The sequence below is a fragment of the Microbacterium murale genome, assembly GCF_014635185.1.
Lineage (GTDB): Bacteria > Actinomycetota > Actinomycetes > Actinomycetales > Microbacteriaceae > Microbacterium > Microbacterium murale.
Window position 1 is genome coordinate 14,105 of record NZ_BMCM01000007.1, and the last position, 20,332, is coordinate 34,436.

Genomic DNA, 20,332 nt, shown 5'->3' on the forward strand with positions numbered 1-20,332 from the left:
GCGTCACTGATGGATGTCGCCCGAATATCCGGAGTCTCGACGGCCACAGTGTCGCACGTCATCAACGGCACACGACACGTCAGCCAGGCGACCATCGAGAAGGTTCAGAGGGCGATCGCGACTACGGGGTATCGGCCTAACCCGCACGCTCGGGCGTTACGAACGGCCACGTCGGAATCGATCGGATTCGTTGCTTCGGACGTCTCGAATCCATACTCAACATCGGTCATGCGAGGAATAGCCGCCGAGTTGAGACAGCAGCGGTATACGCTTCTCGTGGCCAATGCTGACGAGGATCCGGTGCTCGAACATGAGGCGATCGGAGCGCTCGTCGAGCGCAAGGTCGATGGATTGATCATCGCACCGACCACCTCGGCGGATCCGGGATCGTTCGAACAGGTGCAACGGATCGTGCCGGTGGTTCTGGTCGACCGCGCGGTGCCGGGACCGTTCGATCAGGTGCTCGTGGAGAACGTGGACTCGGTTGCGGTAGTGGTCGGTAGCATGCTCGATGCCGGGCATCGCCGGATCGCGATTATCGGTGGGCGCGCCGGCCACAGCACTGCCCTCGAGCGTGTGGAGGGGTGGCGGAAAGCACATGCCGACCGGGGGCTCGCATGCGATGAGCGACTCATAGCGCTCGGCATCGCCACCCCCGGTACCGCACGGCACGCGACGGAGACGCTGTTTTCTCAGGATGACCGCCCGACTGCCGTTTTTTCCATGTCGAACGTGACCAGTCTGGAGATCCTTCGCGGACTGTCGGACCTCGGTCTCACTGTTCCACGGGATGTGTCATTCGCCGCGTTCGATGACATCGAATGGGTCGACCTGCTTGACCATCCCGTCACCTGCCTTGCGCAGCCGACTGACCAGATCGGAAGGACCGCAGTCGAGCTCTTGATGGCACGCATTGCCGACTCCGATATTCAGCAACGAGTCGTGCGGCTCGCACCCGATCTCCGCGACCGCCATTCGATTGTGGCGCCACTGAGATCATGAATCCCGAAACGGAGCACGAAACATTGCGCGCAGCAACAACTTCGGATCCGCTCCGCCCAAGCTACCACTTCACCGCGCCGGCAGGATGGCTCAACGACCCGAACGGCTCGGCCCAACGCGACGGCGATTTCCACCTGTTCTACCAGTACAACCCGGTCGCCGCAGTGCACAACCGGATTCAGTGGGGCCACGCGGTCAGTCGCGACCTTATGCGTTGGGAGGATCGACCCATCGCCTTGCGCCCGGAGCACGGAGGGCCAGATGCCGATGGCTGTTGGTCTGGTGTACTTGTGGACGACTGCGGACGACCTGTGATCATATATTCCGGACACAGCAATGCCTTGTCTACCCAGACTGCCTGCCTTGCCTACGGGGACCTGGCCCTCGATCACTGGAGGAAGGAGCCGGCGAACCCGGTGATCGCCGCACCCCCGGCAGGCTACGACGTGACGGCGTTCCGCGACCATTGCGTGTGGCGGGAGAACGACGTGTGGCGCCAGCTCATTGGCAGCGGCATCCGCGATGTCGGCGGCTGCGCATTTCTCTACGAATCGCACGATCTCGTCACCTGGCGCGAACTCGGTCCGCTTGTCATCGGCGATGCTGGAGCACTCCCTGAAGAAGACCCAGCATGGGCCGGCACTATGTGGGAATGCGTGGACTTCTTCCGCTTCCGACCGGATGGCACCAGCGCATCGCCCGACGCCGCGTCAGGCGACCCCCATGTGCTCATCTTCTCGGCCTGGCATGAGGAGGTGACGCGACATCCGCTCGTAGCCCGCGGTCGATACCACGATGATCGGTTCGAGATCGAGGCGTTCCAGCGGCTCGATCTGGGCGGGCGCCACGCCTATGCCCCGCAGACCTTTGCTGATCAGAGCGGGCGGCGTGTGCTGTGGGCCTGGATGCAGGAAGCGCGCAGTATCGAAAGGCAACGTGTGGCAGGGTGGTCGGGAGCTATGATCCTGCCTCGTCGGCTCTGGCTCGATGCTGCGGGTGTCCTACGGCAAGAGCCAGTCGCTGAAGCCGAAAGCCTGCGCGCAGAGCCGCTTAGCTGGCAGGAAGATGGTACGGCAGCGGTATCCTCCGGGGTGCAGACTGAGGTCTCCCTCACGGTCGAACTGTCGCCGACTTCCGCCGTACGTTTCTCTGCGTTCTCAACGGGCGACAGCGGAGAGAACACGTGCGTCGAGCTCGGGCGGTCGGCAGAGGGCCAGTTGCGGCTCGTTCTTGATCGGTCGCACTCCTCTCTCGACAGCGACCTCGACCTATCGGGACACGAGGGAGAATTGCCGAGCGCCAAGAACCCCATCACGATGCGCATCCTGCTTGATCGATCCAGTATCGAGGTGTTCGCCGACGGTATCGCACTCACCTCGCGTGTCTATCCAGCACGGGGTGATGCTACGGGTATCCGCGTCGAGGCGGTGGGAGAAGCTGTTGTGCGCAAACTGCGGGGATGGCACCTGGCTGGTGTCGAGCAGGCGGAACGCGTGTAGTTGCCCGTATGGTGGTCTGCGGCACGATGGGCGTCGGTTACGTCGCGGACGTGGCCGACTCCACCGTAGGATCTCTCGAGGAAATTCTCGTTCGAAACCGGGCTCCGGCAGGACCGCCCGATGCGGGGACGGCCTGGTGACGCCATGACGCTCTTCTCCCAGAAAGGTGCGTGCGGTCTCGAAGAAGCGTTATGCGACCGACGTGGACGCGTCGGGCGCGATCTCGCCGCTGCCCCTCTCGACGAGCCGCATAGGAACCGTGATACGTGCGGGCGGATCCTGGTTGCCGTTCAGCCGCTCGAAAAGCCGCTTGGCAGCTAGGCGGCCGAGGGCGACGACGTCCTGTGCCACCACGGTGATAGCCGGATCCAGAAGGTCGGCCATCGGGAGGTCGTCGAACCCGACCAGCGCGATCGCATGATGGCGGCCCGTCGCCCGAAGAGCCCGGATCGCGCCGACGCTGATGGTGTTCCTGGCGCAGAATAGGGCCGTAGGCTCGTTCGGCGACTCCAAGAGGCGCCGAACGAGCGTCTCCGCCTCCGCCTCACTCGTGAGGTCTTCGTGTATCGTGACGGTGCCTCCGACGCCATCAATCTGGCGCATCGCGTCGACGAACCCACGTTTACGCTCGATCGAGGTTGCCAGCTCGTGCCGACCGCCGAGGTAGGCGACGTGCCGATGCCCGTGCTGGAAAAGATGTCGCGCAGCGCGGTCGGCTCCAGCCCTGTTCTCACTCATGACGATGTCGGAGAGCAACCCCATCGGCTCACGATCGACGAAGACGACGGGAGTGCCTCGCGCTACCTCGCTGGCGAGATAGTTCAGCGAGTACGACGGGACGGCCATGAGGATCAGCCCGTCGACGCGTCGGCCGATGAACGCGCGGATAGCGGTCTCCTGCCTATTCGCATCGTCATCCGAGCTGGCGGCGAAGACGGTGTACCCGTGCCTCACCGTTTCGTCTTCGATGGCTCGATGCAGTGCACTTGAGAACGGGTTGTCGACGCTGTTGACCAGGAGCCCGATCGTCTTCGTGCTTCCACCGCGTCGCTTCAGGCTTCCGGCACGGAAATCAGGGGAATAGTTCAACGCCGCCGTTGCCTGGTGAACACGCGCAGCGAGCGCAGGCGAGACGTTGCCCTCTCCGTTCACGACACGCGAGACGGTCTTGAGACTCACACGCGCCAACGCGGCAACCTGCCGCATTGTCGGGCGAGCGGCATCGGTGGGTCCATCGTCCCCGACAACTGGTTGCGAGTTCAATGCGGAATCGCCTTCGAACCGTGAATCGGTCGCCGACGAACATCAATGTGTCGCATAATGCCGCACCGCTTCCTCATTGACCTCGACCCCCCACCCCGGAGCATCGGGAAGCTGGAGATAGCCGCCCGTGATCTTGGGCGGCGAACTCACCAGCTCGCTCCGCCAAGGCACGCCGTCCACGTCGACCTCCAGAGTATCGAAGTTGGGGATCACAGCTGCGAACTGCGCACTGATCATCGTTGCGAGGTGCCCATAGAAATTGTGCGGCGCCACCGCGACGGAATGCGTCTCACACATCGATGCTATCTTCACTGATTCTGCCAAACCGTTCCAGATGACGTCCACGATCGCGGTGTCCCACGCTCGCGCCTCGAGGAATGGGCGGTAGTCGAGCCGCCCGTACTGGGTCTCTCCGGAGGCGAGAGGTACGTCCACCGACGATCGCAGTGCGGCTACTCCGGCGGGGTCCTCGTGGTCGAACTCCAGCCAAGAGAGACCCTCGTCGTCAAGCGCCCGAGCCAGCCGTCGGTATCCCGCCAGGTCGAAGCTGTAGCTGACGTCGAGGTAGAGATCCAGGTCCTCCCCTGCGCCTTCCCGGAAGGCGTGAACGGTCTTCTCAGCCTCTCGGATCATTCTGTTGTCCCAGTCACGTCCCGTGTTTGCAAGGAGTCGAGTGTAGGGATCCGGTCGTTCTTGAATGTCCAGATCGTCGAGTCCGAGAATGTTGGCTTTTAGGCCGAGATATCCCTTCTCGCGAACTTCAGCGCCGAGTTCACGCACATCCGCATACGTGCGCACCGGCTGTTCGCCTGTGAACTTCGCGACGCGCGGCAGCCGATACCACCCGCAGTGAGACCAGTAGACCGGAAGCCTGTCGCGGACCGGTCCGCCGAGAAGGCCAGCCACGCTGAGGCCCCGTGCTCTGGCTGCGATGTCGAGCAGTGCATTCTCGATGGCACCCAACGCCTGCCGGTTGACGCCGCCCCTCGCGGGACGATGAAGCATGTCGATGTCGTGTGTGATCCGACCGAAGGCGAGTGGGTCTTTCCCCACGAGGAACGGCGTCAAGCGCGCGATGGCTGCCGCGACGCCGGCGTTCCCATGACTCTCATTGAACTCCGACCAGCCGTCCGGTCCGTCGTCGACGCTGATCTTGAGAAACGACAGCCTGCGCCAACCCATGTCGCACTCGAACGCCTCCACTGCGGAAATCTTCATCTGATACTCCTTCTCTGAAAGTTGACAAAGCTGCCTGGAGTGGCGACTCGGCCCATCACGATTTGACCGCACCAACGGTCATGCCTGCGATCACACGCTTCTGTAGCACGATGTAGATCAGAATCTGCGGGATCAGAATCAGGCACGTGGCTGCCATGATGGCTCCGTAGTCGACGGTGTACTCACCACGGAACTGTGAGGCGACGAGCGAGATTGTCGCCATCGAGTCATCGGCGATGAGGATCGATGCGAACGGGAATTCGTTAAAGACATAGAGGAAATGGAGTATCCCGCACGTCGCGAAGATGGGCGCCATCAGGGGAGCGACGATGCGCGTGGCGAGCTGCCTGAAATTACACCCGTCGATGACCGCTGCCTCGTAGAGCTCCTTGGGAAGATCATTCAGGAACCCGGAGACCAGAAGGACGTTGAACGGGATCTGGACCGCAATGTACGGCAGGATGAGCGCAAGGTACGAGCCGTACAGGCCCAGAGCTAGGTCGATCCGATACACCGGGAACAGCAGAATGTACACCGGGATCGCCAATCCGGCGAGGAAGACACCGCGCACGATGTTCTGCAACTTCGGGTTGCGGAAGACCAGGATGGTCACGGCCATCGCGACCATGAACGAGAGCACGAGACAAACGACCACCGCTGAGACGGCGATCAGAAGCGTGTTCGCGTACATTCTCACGAGCGGTACGTTCGCGAACGCTTTCGCGTAGTTCTCGAGAGTGAAGTCCTTCAGCGCCAGCGGGTCCTGCAGGAAGCTGCCACCTTCGCGGAACGACAGGAGTAAGACCCACGCCAGCGGGAAGACTATGAGGGCGGTCACTACCCATGCGGCGACGGTGACGACCGTACCCCGACTGGTCCGACGCCGCCGCTGTGCTGGCGCGGTCTCCGCTCCGGACGTCTTGCGCAGTTCCTTCTGGTCCAACAGATTCACTGGGTCCGTTCCTTTCCGCGAGCAAGCGCCAGGTAGCCGAGAGATCCGACGGCGCCGATGATGGCGATCACGACGGCCATGGCCATGCCCGCTCCGTATTGCTGCTGTGTGAATGCGGTGTAGTACATGTAGCTCACCAGCACCTCCGACATGTGCACGGGACCACCGCCCGTCATCGAGTAGACGATTTCGAAGACGCGGAGGGCCCCGGTGATCGCCAAGACGATGCAGATCATGAACGTCGATCGCATGAGCGGGATCACGATGTGCCACACCTGTCGAGGCCGGCTGGCACCGTCCATCTGACTCGCCTCCAGCAGCTCTGCAGGAAGGCTCCGGATTCCCGCATAGAAGATGGTGACCAAGAAGCCGATAGCAGTCCACATGAAGACCACGGCCGAAGATATGGGACTCCACTCGGCACTGCCGATCCATGACGGAGGGTTCTCAATGCCCAAGCGTCGCAAGATCTGATTGAGCACTCCGAGCTTCGGATCCAGCATGAACACCCATACGAGCCCGACCAGGATGGGTGCGATGATGTGTGGCGCGAAGACGAGGGCTCTCGCCGTTCCTCCACCTCGGACCCCGCCCGCGAGCAGCAAGGCGAGGAGGAAGGAGCAGGGAATGAGTACGAAGATCGCGGCGACAAGGATGATTCCGGTGTTCCTGAGCGCTACCCAGAACAAGTCGTCGGCTAGGAGGGCGTGGTAGTTCTCCAGACCAGCGAATGTCGGCTGCCCGAACCCTTGGTAGTTCATCAGGCTGATGACGACGGAGTACCCGACCGGATAGAGAACGAAGACGATATAAACCACCGCGGCCGGGATCACCAGCCACCCGAAAGTCGACCTCTTGCTGAGCCAATGCACCTTGACGTCCTGTCGTTGTCTGAGAGCTTGCGAAAGACCAGGTCGTGGACGCGTCTTCTTCGGTGAGCGTGCCCACGACCAGTTGGAGGAGGTCCCGACGGAACCAACTCGGAGCGGTTCTAGCGGGCCGCGTCGATGGCCTTCTGAACGATGTCGAGCGCTGCATCAGCGTCTAGGTCGCCGGTGACGAGACCATTGAAACTGTCGTACATCGCGTTCTGCACCGAGGTCGGAACTACGGAGTCGACCTGCGCCCGAGGGCTCCACCAGCCGTCAGCGCTCGCCTGCTCGACGACGTCCAGGACGGCAGCAAAGGCCGGACGCTTGGCGGGGTCGATCTCGGCGGTATAGGTCGTGGCGGGGGCGAGCCCGCCTTCGGCTGCGAGGATCTGCTGCCCCGCATCCGAGTACCAGTACTCCACGAACTTCTTGACGGCTTCGATCTTTGCGGGGTCGTCGGCCACAGAACGACCGAACGCGATCGGTGCAGCAGGAACGTTCACGATCATCTGCTGATCGCCGACCCCGTCCGAGAAAGTTGGGCCCGCCCAGAAGCCGACGTCCACGCTCTCGACCTTCGATGAATCGACGATGGTCGATGCGGAGGACGTCGAGTTCACGAACGCCGCGTTGCCCTGCGCGAACTCGTTCATCGCCTGTGTGTACGACTGCGTGGTCGCGTTGTCGGAGAAGCATCCGACGTCGTGCATTTTCTGGATGTACTCATAGAGGATTCTGAAGTCGTCGTTCGCGTACGAGTCATCGCCCGCGAGGATTTCTTCGTATCGGTCCATATAACCGAATCGCTGCAGCATCCCGGTGAATGCCCAGATCGAGTACGTCGACCCGTTGAATCCCTGAGCGATCGGCGTGACGCCAACGGCATGGAGTTTCTCGCATGCCATCAGAAGATCGTCCGCCGATTGAGGTACCTCGAGACCGAACTCATCGAGGATCGTCTTGTTGTAGTAGAACCCGGTGACGATCGCGGTATAGGGCAGCGCGTACTGCTTGCCATCCATGCTGAACTGGCTCAGCATCTCACCGGAGAACCGCGACTCGAGGTCGAGGGAGTCCTTCATCTCGGTGACATCCATGGTGACGCCGGCCTCGAACATATCCCGCGCGTTCGCGTCGTTGATCCAGAACATATCGGGCAGGTTTCCGCTCTGCGCCGCCACCACCATGTTGTTCAGGTGCGTCGCGACCTCGTCGCCCTTGAGTTCGACCGTGATCCCGGGATTCTTGCTCTCGAAGTCCTGGATCGCTGCCCAGACAGCGGGAATGTTCTTCTTTGGATCCGCGTAGTGATCAACGAACGTGATGGTGACGTCGCCGTCCTCACCGACGGAACCGTCGCCGCCCGGCGAACATGCCACGAGCGCCCCCATAGCGAGAGTCGCGGACAATGACACCGTTGTGATCCGCGAAAGCGGACGCCGCAGAGTTTGCCTCTTCATTGAGTTCCTACCCTTTCAATTTGGGATGAGCCTTCTTTGGAAGCGATGCTAATCTCGGGGAGACACCGTTGTCAAACATTTCTAGAAGGGACCAAAATGGCACTGCCCAACGCCACGATCGCCATCGCCGACCCCCAGCTCTCCGAGCGATTGGCATCGTTCGATCACCTCGACCTCGTGCCCTTCAATTCGGATGCCATTCCGGACAAGGCGATCGATGTGATGGTTCGGCCCCTGGGCGCGTCGGCCTCCTGGCTGCGCACATTGCGGGGGCACTCGATCAGGCTCGTACAGGGCGCCGCGGTCGGAACGGACGGCGTCGAAGCCAACCTTCCCCCTGAGTTCACGTACGCCAACGGAAGGTCTGCTCAAGAAGCGTCGACGGCCGAGTTTGCGCTACTCCTCGCTCTCGCGATGGAGCGATGCCTGCCTCAGTACGTCCGCGACTCAATGGAGGGCCGATGGGCACCCGGATTCGGCGGTGCGTTGCTCGATCGGCGCGTGCTCGTCCTCGGTTACGGTCAGATCGGCAAGCGTATCGCGTCGCTTTTTCGCGCGCACGGGTCACGGGTCGAAGCCGTCGCATCTCGGCGCAGGCACGGGGAAGACGTTCCGGTGTACGGTGTCGAAGAATTTCCAGAGCGAGTGCGCGCGTGCGAGATCTTGGTGATTTGCCTTCCCCTGCAAGCGTCGACAACACGAATCGTGTCCAGTGAGATCCTGGCGAGCATGCCTCCGGAATCCCTTGTCGTGAACGTCGGCCGTGGCGGGGTTATGGACTATGAGGCCGTTCGACACGAGGCAGCCGCTGGACGGCTGCGGTTCGCGCTCGACGTGACGGATCCCGAACCGCTTCCTTCCGACGACTCGCTCTTCATCATGCCCAACGTGCTGATCACGCCCCACGTCGCAGGGGCGACCGATCGGATGTTGGACGCTTTCGCCGACCTGATCGCTGAACAGGCGCGCCGGCTGGTGTCTGGACGGATTCCGCTGAACATCGTGTTCTCCCCGTGACCATTGCGGGCTCTTCACGAACGAGGGTGTAGTCGGGGTCTGAATCCTCCTGACTCGAGCAATGATCTGGCGATGTAGTGGTTGAGGTTTCGGAAGCCGAGGGCGGTGCCGCGGAGGTGTTCGAGTCGGCCGTTGATCGCCTCTGTCGGGCCGTTCGAGGTGCCGGGTCGGTCGAAGTAGCCGAGGACGTCGGTGGTGCGTTGCTTCAGCGTGCGCGCAAGTTTTCGCACCTCGACGAGGCCTGCGGGAACGCCGACGCCGATCCGGTCGATCGTGTCTTGTAGGAAGAACCGTCCCAGCCCGCGGTCTTTCTCCCGGTATGCGGTGATCATGTCCTGGTAGACGCCCCGCGTGGCCAGGACTTCGACGTGCCGCTCGTCAGCGAACGGCGCGTCGAGCCGGGTGTGTTGCTTCTCGGTGAGGAGCCCGGCACCGGTGAGCAGGGTCCGTCGGGCTTGGTAGAGCGGGTCACCCTTCATGCCCCGGCGTCCGAAGACGTCATGCTGGACGCGGCGTCGACAGTTCTCCAGTGCGTCACCGGCGAGGCGGATCACATGGAACGGATCCATCACCGCCGACGCCTTCGGGAGCTCTTCCGCGGCGGCGGTCTTGAACCCGGTGAACCCGTCCATCGCGACGACCTTGATCCCATCACGCCATGGCTTCGGCCTGTCAGCGAGCCACTGCTTGAACACGGCCTTCGAGCGCCCCTCGACCATGTCCAGCAACCGTGCCGGTCCGGTCTTCGTTCGCACCGGGGTGAGGTCGATGATCACGGTCACGTATTTGTCGCCCTTGCGCGTGTGCCGCCAGACATGCTCGTCAACCCCGCTCGTGGTGACGCCATCGAAGCGGTTTTCGTCACCGATGAACTGCCGTTTGCCTTCGGCGAGGACAGCCGCGTTCGCGGCGTTCCAGGACACCCCCAGTCCTGCCGCCAGGAGCTTTCTGGGGATGTCCGGCGGACCCGCCCGGAAGGTGTCGCTCGTCAACAGTTGACCGTACCTACGAGGAACCCGCATGCGCATCGACGTGCACGCCCACCACTATCACCGGCATTCGCAGACGCCTGGACCGAACACACAGGATCCCCCCTGCGCGCGATGCACCCGACGGATCTGGCAGACCGCTGCCGAGCATGGACGCCGCTGGCATCGAGCGGCAGATCATCAGTGCGGGCGCGCTCATGTACGACGATAATGAGGCGGCAGCCGTGGCGTTGGCGAAGCGGATCAACGACGTGTACGCCGATGCTGTGACCGCCCATCCTGATCGCTTCGCCTTCGACACGGTTCCTCTCGGCACGTGGCAGCGAGGCAGAGCGATGCCTGGATGTCTTCGGGTTCGATGGATCGCCCTCGGCAGCAGAACGAAGAAGCCGCCCATCGACCATGAGGACTTCGCTCCGGTCTGGCATGCACTCGACGCGAGAGCCGCTCTCGTTACATCCGCCCCGGAGTCAACAACGGGTCGGTCATCTCCGCAGCGAATGCCGTTTTCAGCGCGACCGGTCGTCAGGCAACCCGGCCGAGATGGCCAGGTGGGTCGCCCGCCTCGCGCTCGCGCGATGGGGCCAGCAGTAACCCTTCGTCCGCCTGGTGATCGGGAACTGGGGTGGTCTACGTCGGCCGGATGGCACCACTTCCCCGCGCCCTGGAATGCAGCAAGGACCTTGCACCACTGCAGGAGCCGAAGTCGATATGGTTCGACACCGGAACGATCACCGAGTCCGCACTGCTCGCCATCAGATCGAGCTACGGGATCGACCGTCTCGTGCTCGGCACCGACGCCACATACGGTGACGCCGCTGAGACGGTCGATCTCATCCGCACGACGAAGACACTGGCGTCGGGCGAGGCCCACTGGATCCTCGACGCGGCAACGGCCTCGATGCTCGGGGGGCTGTGGCTGTCAGCGCGGTTTGCGTTCCCGCACAGGTGGTAGCTCTGGGAACGGAGCATTGATCGTCGTCTGGTACCAGTAGGCAGTCGTGGAGATATCGTCCGCGCGCTCGAACAACCCGTGGTCCCAAGTTCCGATCTGCTGGAGCGTGACTTTGAGGCGCTCCAGGAAGAAGATCGGATCGGGGAGGTGCCACCGGTACATGCCGTGCATGGGCAGCATCGGCGTCCAGAACTCCGAGGCCTTCGTCTCGTCTTTCGCGCTCGCGAAGGGATAGCCGAAGTACGGTGCGCTGAACGTGATCGGCTCGGGCTCGGGATCGGCGCTGAGCATGTCCTGGAACGCCCAGGCCCCGCCCGCATAGTCCTCCAGACCGGTGCTGCACAACGTCGGAAGATCCGTATCGTCATCGACGTAGAACTTCACCTCTCCTTCACCCCACCAGTAGCGCTGAAGCGATGCGAGCGCCACGTAGGTGCCGATGTAGGTGCCGGTTCCGTTGATGTCGTCGGCGATCACGTGGTCTTCCCCCAGCGCGGTCGTGCCGTTGCTGCGGCGCCACTGAGCATGGAAGTATCCGGGCCAGTCTTCGAAATCGTCGCCCGTGGTGTAGTCGATCTGGAAGAAGACGTGGCCGATGTCGGCGTCGTGCTCGCTGGCGATCTCGATGCGCGCACCGGTGCGGAACGGCATCGGGAAGTACGAGTTCATGCCGCTGGTCGGTGCGACGACGATCGGTTCCGAAGTGACGAGCGCGCGTGCACCGAACCCGTTGCAAAAGAAGTCTCCGAGTGGCACTTCCACTTGAGGGTGGGCTGCGTTGTCCCAGTACGCTCGGAGGATCAGGTCGCGAAGCACGAACGGCCCGGCGTCGGTCTTGTCCGTGACCGTGATCCAGATGTGGCGGATCACGCCTGCACCGGAGATGTCGGCGAGTGTGACGGTTTCTCCCGCTGGCAACTCATACCAGGCGCTGCCTTTACGGCCCGGCCCGAGGTTCGAGCTCGCGGCACCGGCCGCTCCCGATGCACCGGTCGGGTTCTCGGCGTTGATCGAGCGGCTGCGGAGGGTGCCGTCATTGCGGAGGGCGTTGTACTGCGTGGGCATGTCGTACGTCTTTCTCGTTCGGGATGGAGATCGGTCACTTCACCGCGCCGGCGGTCACGCCGCGGCTGATGGTGCGCTGGAAGATCAGGAAGAAGATCAGGGTCGGAATGAGCGACAGCAGCGACCCGGCATTGACCACGGTGATGTCGATCGAGTGCTGCCCGCGCAGCGTGGACAGGGCGATGGGGACGGTCTGCGAGGCGGGATCAGACAGAAGGATCAGCGGGATGTAGAACTCGTTCCATGACCAGATGAAGATGAACACGACGAGCACCGACAGCGTCGGCCGGACGATGGGGAACACGACGGTCCACAGGATGCGCCAGCGCGTCGCGCCGTCGATCGCCGCGGCCTCGAGCACCTCACGAGGGAACGTCGACATCACGCTGGAGAGGATGTAGGTTCCGTACGCGGCCCACAGGATCGTGAACACGATGACGATGGACCACACCGTGTTGAGGGTCTTCGTCGCCTGCGCCCCGTAGAACAGCGGATAGATCAGTGCCTCGTGCGGAACCATCGTCGCGATGAGCAGCACCGCCGTCACGGTTGTGCGCGCCCGGATCCTCCCGATGCCGATGGCGTAGGAGGCCAGCAGGGCCAGACCGGTCGCGGCGAAGGCGATGATCGTCGAGCTGACGACGGAATTCCAGAGGGCGAGCGGGAAGTTCACCCTTTCGAGGTAGCCGATGAAGGCATCCAGTGTGAAGGTCGTCGGCCACGCGAGCGGGCCGTGCGCGGAGTAGTCGGCTCCGGTCTTGAACGCGTTGAGCACCAGAAGCAGGAACGGTGACGCCATCACGATGGCGACGATGATCGCCACTGCGAGCATGGCCCAGTTGGTGCGGGTGCGGCGCGGCTTGTTGAACGCGGTGGGATCGATGAGGGCGACGGTGGCCATCAGCGGTGCTCCTTTCGGGACTCGCGGTGCTGCCAGATGAGCATCACGGTGGCGACGATGAAGATCACGACAGACATGACGGTCGCGATGGTGGACCCGTAGCCGACGCGGGACAGTTCGAAGAAATTGCGGTACGCGTAGTAGGAGGGGACGATCGTGGATTCCTCGGGGCCGCCACCGGTGAGGATGAGGATCGGCGCGAAGACCTTCAGCGCCGCGATCGTGGCGGTGAGGACTACGACGAAGATCTCCGGGCGGATCTGCGGGATCGTGATCGCCTGGAATCGGCGCCACCAGCCGGCCCCATCGAGCTCTGCGGCTTCGTAGAGTTCAGGGTCGACGCGTTGCAAAGCCGACATGAAGATGACCACCGGGTATCCGATCTGCAGCCAGATCAGCATCAGCATGACGGCGTAGATCGCGATATTCGGATCCCCCAGCCAATCCGGCTGCGATGAGATGCCGAGGCTCTTCAGACCGAGATTGATCGAACCCTTCTGGGTGTCCAGGATCCAGGCCCAGATGAACCCGGCGACAGCGATGGGAAGGATCTGCGGCACATAGTAGGTGGCACGCAGCAGAGCGATCGCTCGGTCGCCGAATCGGCGGCCGAGATAGTCGAACAGCAGTGCCGCCAGCAGGATGCCGATGATCGTGGGAATCACGGTAATGGCCACGATCATCGCGATGGTGTTCTGGAAGGAATGCCAGAACGTCGCGTCTGCGAACAAGTCCGCGTAGTTCTCGAGCCCTGCCCAGCGCATGCGCGCCTGGCCACCCTTCCAATGGAAGAGGCTGGTGTACACGTTCATCGCGAACGGAGCCGCGACGACGACGACGAATCCTGCCACCAGCGGCAGCAGATAGAGCCAGTACGAACCCCGCCTCGCTTTGGGACGGCGGGCAGCTGTGGCCGTGGATGCCATGAGTGTTCTCCTTCGGGGTCCGGGTGGGGCCGCGCCGAACGCGGCCCCACCCGACTCGGTCAACCGGCGAGCGCAGCCTCGCGGCCGTCGTCGTAGAACTTCTGCAGCTTGTCGGTGTATTCGTCGGCATCCTCGTTGCCGTTCGATATCGCCTGCATGTTCGACTGGATGAAGTCGAGGAATCCGGGAACGGGATAGTCCGGGTAGAACGTCAAGGTGTCATCTGCCATGAGCTGGTTGAACCGCTCGGTGTACTCACGCGTCAGCGGATCCTCGATGGTCGACGCATCACCGGCAAGCGGCAGGCCGCCCAGCTGACCGATCTTGTTCTGCACTTCCTCACTGAGAGTGATGTCGATCCAGTCGTACGCCAATTCCTTGTTCTTCGCGTTCGCAGGCACGCCCCAGAGGTGACCGCTCGAGCCCATCTGCATATTCGCCCCTGGCAGGGTGAAGTAGTCCCAGTCGAATGTCGCCTGCTCTCGGATGCGGGCGAACTCTCCCTGGTTCCAGATCAGCATCGCCTTGTCACCGCTGAGGAAGTTGACGGTGGCCTGCTCGAAGTTCAGACCGCCCAACTGATCGCCGACGTACCCCTTGTCGATCCACTCCTGGAATCGGTCGGCACCCGTCGACCACGGAGCCTTCGAGAAGTCGATGGGCTCGCGCAGGAACATGTAGTCATCGATGGCCTCGCGATCGGCCTCCGCCGACACGAGCGAGTACCAGATCCACATCTGGTTGAAGCCCTGGCTCGTCGATGCCGACGACGAGATCGGGGTGATGCCGGCGGCGACGAGTTTGTCCATCGCGGCCTCGAACTCGTCGAGAGTCGTGGGCTCCTCAGTGATGCCCGCCTGCGCGAACACCTCCTTGTTGTAGTAGAACATCACGTACTCGCCGATGTTCGGGATGCCGTACCAGTCGCCGGAGCCCGCGAGGCCCTGCTCGTCGTACTTCGCGAACGCCTGCATGGCGCCCGTGATCTTGTCGTCCCAGCCGTATTCCTTCACCTGATCGTTCAGCGGTGTGAGCAGGCCCTGGCCGGCGAGCTGTCCTCCGTCGGCGTTGCCCTTATTGAACTCGATCACGTCCGGAACGTTGTCGCCGGTGAGGGTGATCTTCGCGTTCTGCCGCATCGCGTCGAAGCTCGTGGTCTGGAAATCGACCTTGACGTCAGGATGCTCTTTCTTGAAGATCTCCAGAGCGAGCTGCCAGCCCTGCCCCTGTGCGGAGTCGGGGTTCTCGTACTGCATGATCGTGAACGTGTCGCTGCCGGCGGCTTCGTCGGATGCAGCGCATGCGGTGAGAGAGCTCGCCACGGCGACGGTGGCCGCGATGCCGACTGCCGCGCGCAGGGCACTGCGCTTGATGGTTGCCATTCTTTCCTCCATTGGTGAGTGGATGGTGCGCCGGGGCGCACCGGGTACCAGTGACGCGTCGCGTCACCGGAAGTGAGATGAGAGTCAGTGGGCGGGTGGTCCTACCGATGCGCGTTCGACCAGCGGGCACGGAACTCGCACCGAGATCGGTGGGCCGACAGCTTCTGCACGGATGCGGCCGATGACGCGCTGCGCAGCCCACGCCCCCATGGCATGGTGCGGAAGCTGCACCGTCGTGAGGCCGGGACGAAGAGCATCGGCGATGAACTCCTGATCGTCGAAGCCGATGACGGAGAGATCCTCAGGGATGCGGAGTCCGAGGTCGGTGCAGACCTGGTACACGGCGAAGGCGATCTGATCGGAGAAGCAGAAGACCGCGGAGGGCCGGTCGTCAGATGACAGCATCTCGCGCAGCGGCTCGACGGCGTGCGAGGTGCTGGGGTCGGGAAGGGACAGGATCATCGCCAGGTCGACATCGACACCGTACTCGGTCAATGCGCGCTCGTACCCGTCGAACCGCAGCTTCGAGGCGATGAAGCGCTCACCACCCACAGTGCAGAATCCGATGCGCCGGTGACCCGCTTCGAGAAGGTGGCTGACGGCGGCGTAGGCCCCACCGGCCTCGTCTGGAACGACGCAGTCGGCAGTTGCAGGGTCGTCGGGGATGCCGTCGAGCACCACGACCGGAATCGTCGGTGGAACGCTGGGCACATCGATGACGCGGTGGTAGTCGGCGGCGATGATCATCGCCTCGATGTCGCGTTGGAGAAGAGACTTCGATGACTGGGCGACGAGTTCCGGACGGTTCGTCGTGTCGATGATCATCGCCAGGTAGCCGGCGTCCCACGCCGATGCCTGTACGCCCTCGAGCATCCGTCCCGCGAACGGCACGCTGGCGACGCCGTCGGAGAGGAGTCCGATCGTGTGCGTGCGCTTCGTTCTCAGGCCGCGAGCGAGGACGTTAGGGATGTAGCCCATCTCGGAGGCCGTCGTCCGGATGCGCTGCGCGGTCTGCGCGTTCACCCGGCCCTCATGCCTGTCGTTGAGCACGAGGGAGACGGCCGACGCAGACACCCCGACCGCGGCGGCGAGGTCTTTCAACGTGATCACGGATGCTCCTTGAATCAATCGTTTGACGCGGTCGTGTCAGGGGCCGGGTCAAACGTTTGATGCGAAAGTACGAAGGTCAAACGTGTTGACGCAAGCGCGTTATCCGACTGTTACACGACGGAGTCGAACAGAACGGGGGGCTCGGCACCGTCGCAGCACCGAACTGCCCACTCTCAGATGCGGTCTACGCACGCTATCCGAATCGCTAAGCTCAGAACCGACCCGACCCGACCCGACGCTAGATCTCCCCGATCTCCTGCCCGAGCCTTAGATAAATCTCCGTGACCGCCTCATCGTTCACGCGGTAAACCACCCATTCGCCGCGCTTGCGCTCACCCCGAGGCGGATCCGCCAGCAACAGCCCAGCGGCCTCCAACTCTCCAAGGTAGGGAACAAGTGTCGAGTGTGGCACCTGGAGCGCGTCGGCCACCACCTTCCGCCCTGCGCCACCTTGCCATGGACGGCAAGGCACCCGTACCACCCGTCCACATCACCGAGCACAAGCGGATCTATCGACGCATCGACGTCGAACGCCTTGCGGGGGTGGTGACATGAGCGTCGAAGCACGGTCAACAAAGGCTGGCACCCGCTATCTGGCGAGGGTGAAGTCCGGCCCGAAACTCGTTGCTTCAAAGACCTTCAGCCGCAAGAAGGACGCTGAGGCATGGGAGCGTGAGCAGAAGCACCTGCTCGAGACCGGACGACCGCTCCCGCCAAGCCGCAAGTTCACCCTTGAGCAACTCGTGAAGAGATTCCAAACGTCGCGCAAAGGCGGCAATCCGCACACCGTCAACACCGATGACAACAACCTCGCCGCTCTTCCGCCCGCGCTTCTCGCCCGTCCGATCACCACGATTCAGACCAGCGACATCCGCGCGCACCTCATGTCGGAGCTGCACAACGGCAAGGCACCTGCCACGGTGGCCCGCGCCAAGACGACTCTGAGTGCCCTGTTTACCTACGCCGAGGCCGAAGGCATGCTCAGCCAACCGCATCCGGTGCGATCGATGAAGAAGATCACTCAGCTGTCGATCACTCAACCATCGGTAAGCCCTGGCAATATTCCGACGCCCGAGATCCTTGCGGCAAGGCTCGAGGTACTGCGCGAGCGTCGCGAGGACATTGCGGACGTGTACGAGTTCAAGTCGCTGACCGGTCTTCGATGGGGCGAATTGCGAGCGATGCGTGTCGGGTGGCTGATCGAAATTCCCCTTGCGCAACTATCCGTGACGCGCTCGCACTCGGACAACTACGAGGAGAAGGATCCGAAGTCATGGCGCGGAACCCGATTGGTACCGCTGTCCCCGCGCGCGCTTGAAATCTTCCAGAAGTACGCGGACGGTAAGTCGGCCGATGAATACCTCTTCACGAACAGGTATGGCGGGCAGCTGAAGGCTGGCGTTGTGCGCAAGTTCTCTCTCGGCTTCCGACGCCATGCCCTACGCCACTATGCGGCGTCGACATGGCTCAGGCTGGGGACTCCTGTCCACGAAGTGGCCGAATATCTCGGTGACGATCCACGCACTGTTCTGAAGATCTACGCGCACATCCTCGGCGAAGGACAACGGCGTGATTTCGTGCGTCGCCTCGGCGAAGCAGAAGCCGCTCAGAATAAGGCGGGACACTACAGGGACACTAACATTTCGAATTCGGCCACACCGGCCAAGATTTCCGACCCGAACGGCTTCGGAATCTAGCGTCTGATCTGGGATTCAATGGCGGAGACGAGGGGATTTGAACCCCTGGACCCCTTGCGAGGTCTCCACCTTAGCAGGGTGGTGCACTAGGCCGGACTATGCGACGTCTCCAGGCATCCGACTCGAAGAGTATGGATGCGCTCTGCAATCATAACTGGTCGAGCGTCGAGGTTCGAACCAGGCGGCTGACGTCAGGAACAGGTTCCACAGTCGCGAGGCGGGTCGCTTCACCCATCCACGCTCCGATCGCCTGGCGCAAGAGCGTCGTCGGGGACGAGCGGCAGGATCAGTTCGTACACACGTCGCAGATCTTCGGAGCCGACCGGAGGCATGATCACGCTCGCACCGACCGAGATGAGATACGGCAGCAGGGCCGCGATGCGGACCTGCTCAGCATCAGAGGCGAGGGGACGCCAGATCTCCTGGAGGACCTCGAGGCGGGACTGGTCGATGTTCGACTGCGCGCGCGCGGCGTCAGGATCGGTAAGCGCCCAGGCGCGCAGGGCGACCTCGAGCTCTGGCCGATAAAGACCCCCGTCCGCATCGGTGAGGAGCGACGTCAGACGTGCCAACGTTTCACGCCCACCGACAGCGGGCACGGGTGCCGCGACGACTGCCTGCAGGGCGTCGGTCAACAGGCCTTCAACATGGTCGAGAAGGACGCGCTTGAAGTCATCCGCACCACCGAAATGGTGATGGAAAGAACCCTTGGACAGTCTGAGCCGTGCGGCCAGTCGATCGATCCGAACGCCGTTCGCCCCCTCCTCGGCGAGCGCCTCGACACCGGCTGTCAGCCACCGATCACGTGCTCGCGACATCAACGCCCCCGAGAACGAAGCAGAAGAGCGTGACGGCAAGGCAGGTGAGCAGCATCCCGCTCGCGTTGAGGAACAGATTGCGCCCGAAGTCCCGAGCCCGTATGTGCATCCCGATCGCCACCACGAAGTACATGATCAACGCGACCGCCGTGACGACCCCGAGGAATGGGATCCAGATGCCGGCGATGAGCCCGACCGCTGCCGCGAGTTTGAGCGGCGGCAACATCCACCAGAACCGTCGAGGGAACCGCACGTCTTCAAGGCAGGCTGCAACGAACGCGACCGGCCTCAGACAGAGGATCGCGTCGATGAGCTGAATGACGGCGAGCGCGACGATCGGCCAGATCGGCTCGGGAAGTGCGGACATGGCGACCTCCTCCACGGGACCATACCATACCGTATGGTCCTGTACATGCATGCAGGAGCGCGCAGACTCTCTCAGCTCGCCGGCAGCGCTTCGCCGCCGTCGGACAGCAGGCGTGCAGTCGCGGTCGCCATGTGGACAGCCATCGCGGACGCCGCAGCATCGCCGTCGCCTGCACGCACCCCTGCCAGCACGGCCTCATGCTCGGCGACCGCCCGCTCCGCCTCGGCACGGTCGTGCACCGCCCGATCCGCGTAGACCTGCAGGAGCGAACGGATGACGTGCACATGGTCCGTCAGCGTCTCGTTGCCTGCGGCTTCGGCGAGCGCGTGGTGGAAGTCAAGGTCGGCCTTGGCGAAAGCAGGGAGGTCGCCGACGGTCTCACGCATTCGCTTCACGCTCTTGTCGAGGCGGGAGAGGACGCCGGCATCCGCCCGCGCGGCAGCAAGGCGGGCGACGTAGATCTCCAGGCCTTCGCGCAGCTCCAGCAACTGAGCCGTGTTGCGCTCACCGATCAGTAGACCCCATCGCAGCGTCTGCGGCAGGAGCTCACTCGCGAGCCCGCGAAGGTACGTGCCGGACCCCGGCCGCACATCGACGATTCCGAGGATCTCCAGAGCGGCGAGCGCTTCGCGCACGGCCGAACGACCGACGCCGAGCGTTGCGGAGAGTTGCCGCTCCGGTGGCAGTCGAGTGCCGGCTGCCACCGAACCGCTCGTGAACAGGTCGAGCAGACGGCGCGCGACTTCTGACACCGGTGTACCAGAGGGCAGCGCGCTCAGTGCGGCGGTGATGTCATCAACCGGTTCGCCGGGGTATGCGGGCATGGGTTCAACATACCC

At 63.0% G+C, this 20,332-nt stretch carries 18 protein-coding genes, 1 tRNA gene and 1 pseudogene; 5 read left to right on the forward strand and 15 right to left on the reverse strand.

The window, feature by feature from the left end:
- Positions 1-9: 9 nt before the first annotated feature.
- Together IEV67_RS17380 and IEV67_RS17385 are read left to right on the forward strand one after the other, a co-directional pair.
- Positions 10-1,002, forward strand: a complete 993-nt coding sequence (locus tag IEV67_RS17380) for a LacI family DNA-binding transcriptional regulator (RefSeq protein WP_268238598.1) — start codon at positions 10-12, stop codon at positions 1,000-1,002.
- A complete protein-coding gene (locus IEV67_RS17385; RefSeq protein WP_188437994.1) occupies positions 999-2,501 on the forward strand; it encodes a glycoside hydrolase family 32 protein in 1,503 nt (500 codons plus the stop codon). Before IEV67_RS17380 ends, IEV67_RS17385 begins: the two co-directional genes overlap by 4 nt.
- Positions 2,502-2,690: 189 nt before the next feature.
- Here IEV67_RS17385 and IEV67_RS17390 read toward each other — a convergent pair whose 3' ends face one another.
- The 5 genes from IEV67_RS17390 to IEV67_RS17410 all read right to left on the reverse strand — a co-directional run bounded on the left by IEV67_RS17390 (position 2,691) and on the right by IEV67_RS17410 (position 8,266).
- Positions 2,691-3,707 (reverse strand): LacI family DNA-binding transcriptional regulator, encoded by a 1,017-nt coding sequence (locus IEV67_RS17390; protein ID WP_188437995.1) that lies wholly within the window; start codon positions 3,705-3,707, stop codon positions 2,691-2,693.
- A 99-nt stretch (positions 3,708-3,806) separates the two neighbouring features.
- Complete coding sequence (locus IEV67_RS17395) at positions 3,807-4,967, reverse strand: mandelate racemase/muconate lactonizing enzyme family protein (protein ID WP_188437996.1); 1,161 nt, start codon at positions 4,965-4,967, stop codon at positions 3,807-3,809.
- Between the two features lie 70 nt (positions 4,968-5,037).
- Complete coding sequence (locus IEV67_RS17400; RefSeq protein ID WP_188437997.1) at positions 5,038-5,934, reverse strand: carbohydrate ABC transporter permease; 897 nt, start codon at positions 5,932-5,934, stop codon at positions 5,038-5,040.
- Positions 5,931-6,806 carry a carbohydrate ABC transporter permease gene (locus IEV67_RS17405; protein ID WP_188437998.1) on the reverse strand — a complete coding sequence of 292 codons (876 nt, stop codon included), beginning with the start codon at positions 6,804-6,806 and terminating at the stop codon, positions 5,931-5,933. The genes IEV67_RS17400 and IEV67_RS17405 overlap by 4 nt, the downstream gene beginning before the upstream one ends.
- A gap of 119 nt (positions 6,807-6,925) precedes the next feature.
- Positions 6,926-8,266 (reverse strand): ABC transporter substrate-binding protein, encoded by a 1,341-nt coding sequence (locus IEV67_RS17410; RefSeq protein WP_188437999.1) that lies wholly within the window; start codon positions 8,264-8,266, stop codon positions 6,926-6,928.
- 96 nt (positions 8,267-8,362) lie between these two features.
- Here IEV67_RS17410 and IEV67_RS17415 point away from each other — a divergent pair, with 96 nt between their 5' ends.
- Complete coding sequence (locus IEV67_RS17415; RefSeq protein ID WP_188438000.1) at positions 8,363-9,283, forward strand: NAD(P)-dependent oxidoreductase; 921 nt, start codon at positions 8,363-8,365, stop codon at positions 9,281-9,283.
- A gap of 14 nt (positions 9,284-9,297) precedes the next feature.
- Here IEV67_RS17415 and IEV67_RS17420 read toward each other — a convergent pair.
- Positions 9,298-10,317, reverse strand: a pseudogene (locus IEV67_RS17420) (ISL3 family transposase); the annotation flags it as partial.
- 598 nt (positions 10,318-10,915) lie between these two features.
- On the opposite strand from IEV67_RS17420, the gene IEV67_RS17425 reads away from it, so the two are divergent.
- Positions 10,916-11,227 (forward strand): amidohydrolase family protein, encoded by a 312-nt coding sequence (locus IEV67_RS17425; RefSeq protein WP_188438001.1) that lies wholly within the window; start codon positions 10,916-10,918, stop codon positions 11,225-11,227.
- Here IEV67_RS17425 and IEV67_RS17430 read toward each other — a convergent pair.
- From IEV67_RS17430 to IEV67_RS17450, 5 genes are all read right to left on the reverse strand, one after another.
- On the reverse strand, positions 11,195-12,292 hold the full coding sequence (locus tag IEV67_RS17430; RefSeq protein WP_188438002.1) for a DUF2961 domain-containing protein: 1,098 nt from the start codon (positions 12,290-12,292) through the stop codon (positions 11,195-11,197). The genes IEV67_RS17425 and IEV67_RS17430 overlap by 33 nt on opposite strands.
- Positions 12,293-12,326: 34 nt before the next feature.
- A complete protein-coding gene (locus IEV67_RS17435) occupies positions 12,327-13,193 on the reverse strand; it encodes a carbohydrate ABC transporter permease (RefSeq protein WP_188438003.1) in 867 nt (288 codons plus the stop codon).
- Positions 13,193-14,119 carry a carbohydrate ABC transporter permease gene (locus tag IEV67_RS17440; RefSeq protein ID WP_188438004.1) on the reverse strand — a complete coding sequence of 309 codons (927 nt, stop codon included), beginning with the start codon at positions 14,117-14,119 and terminating at the stop codon, positions 13,193-13,195. The genes IEV67_RS17435 and IEV67_RS17440 overlap by 1 nt, the downstream gene beginning before the upstream one ends.
- A gap of 59 nt (positions 14,120-14,178) precedes the next feature.
- Positions 14,179-15,501, reverse strand: a complete 1,323-nt coding sequence (locus tag IEV67_RS17445) for an ABC transporter substrate-binding protein (protein ID WP_188438005.1) — start codon at positions 15,499-15,501, stop codon at positions 14,179-14,181.
- Positions 15,502-15,585: 84 nt separating this feature from the next.
- Positions 15,586-16,611: a LacI family DNA-binding transcriptional regulator gene (locus IEV67_RS17450; protein WP_188438006.1), complete on the reverse strand. Its 1,026-nt coding sequence runs from the start codon at positions 16,609-16,611 to the stop codon at positions 15,586-15,588.
- 551 nt (positions 16,612-17,162) lie between these two features.
- Between IEV67_RS17450 and IEV67_RS17460 the strand changes: the two genes are divergently transcribed.
- Complete coding sequence (locus tag IEV67_RS17460; protein WP_188438008.1) at positions 17,163-18,308, forward strand: tyrosine-type recombinase/integrase; 1,146 nt, start codon at positions 17,163-17,165, stop codon at positions 18,306-18,308.
- 19 nt (positions 18,309-18,327) lie between these two features.
- On the opposite strand, the gene IEV67_RS17465 is transcribed toward IEV67_RS17460, so the two are convergent.
- From IEV67_RS17465 to IEV67_RS17480, 4 genes are all read right to left on the reverse strand, one after another.
- Positions 18,328-18,419: transfer RNA gene (locus tag IEV67_RS17465), tRNA-Ser, on the reverse strand.
- A 116-nt stretch (positions 18,420-18,535) separates the two neighbouring features.
- The gene (locus IEV67_RS17470) at positions 18,536-19,126 is read right to left on the reverse strand and encodes a TetR/AcrR family transcriptional regulator (protein ID WP_188438009.1); all 591 of its coding nucleotides are present in this window, start codon (positions 19,124-19,126) and stop codon (positions 18,536-18,538) included.
- Positions 19,110-19,493: a DoxX family protein gene (locus IEV67_RS17475; RefSeq protein WP_188438010.1), complete on the reverse strand. Its 384-nt coding sequence runs from the start codon at positions 19,491-19,493 to the stop codon at positions 19,110-19,112. Before IEV67_RS17475 ends, IEV67_RS17470 begins: the two co-directional genes overlap by 17 nt.
- Before the next feature lie 71 nt (positions 19,494-19,564).
- Positions 19,565-20,317: a FadR/GntR family transcriptional regulator gene (locus IEV67_RS17480; RefSeq protein ID WP_188438011.1), complete on the reverse strand. Its 753-nt coding sequence runs from the start codon at positions 20,315-20,317 to the stop codon at positions 19,565-19,567.
- Positions 20,318-20,332: the final 15 nt, after the last annotated feature.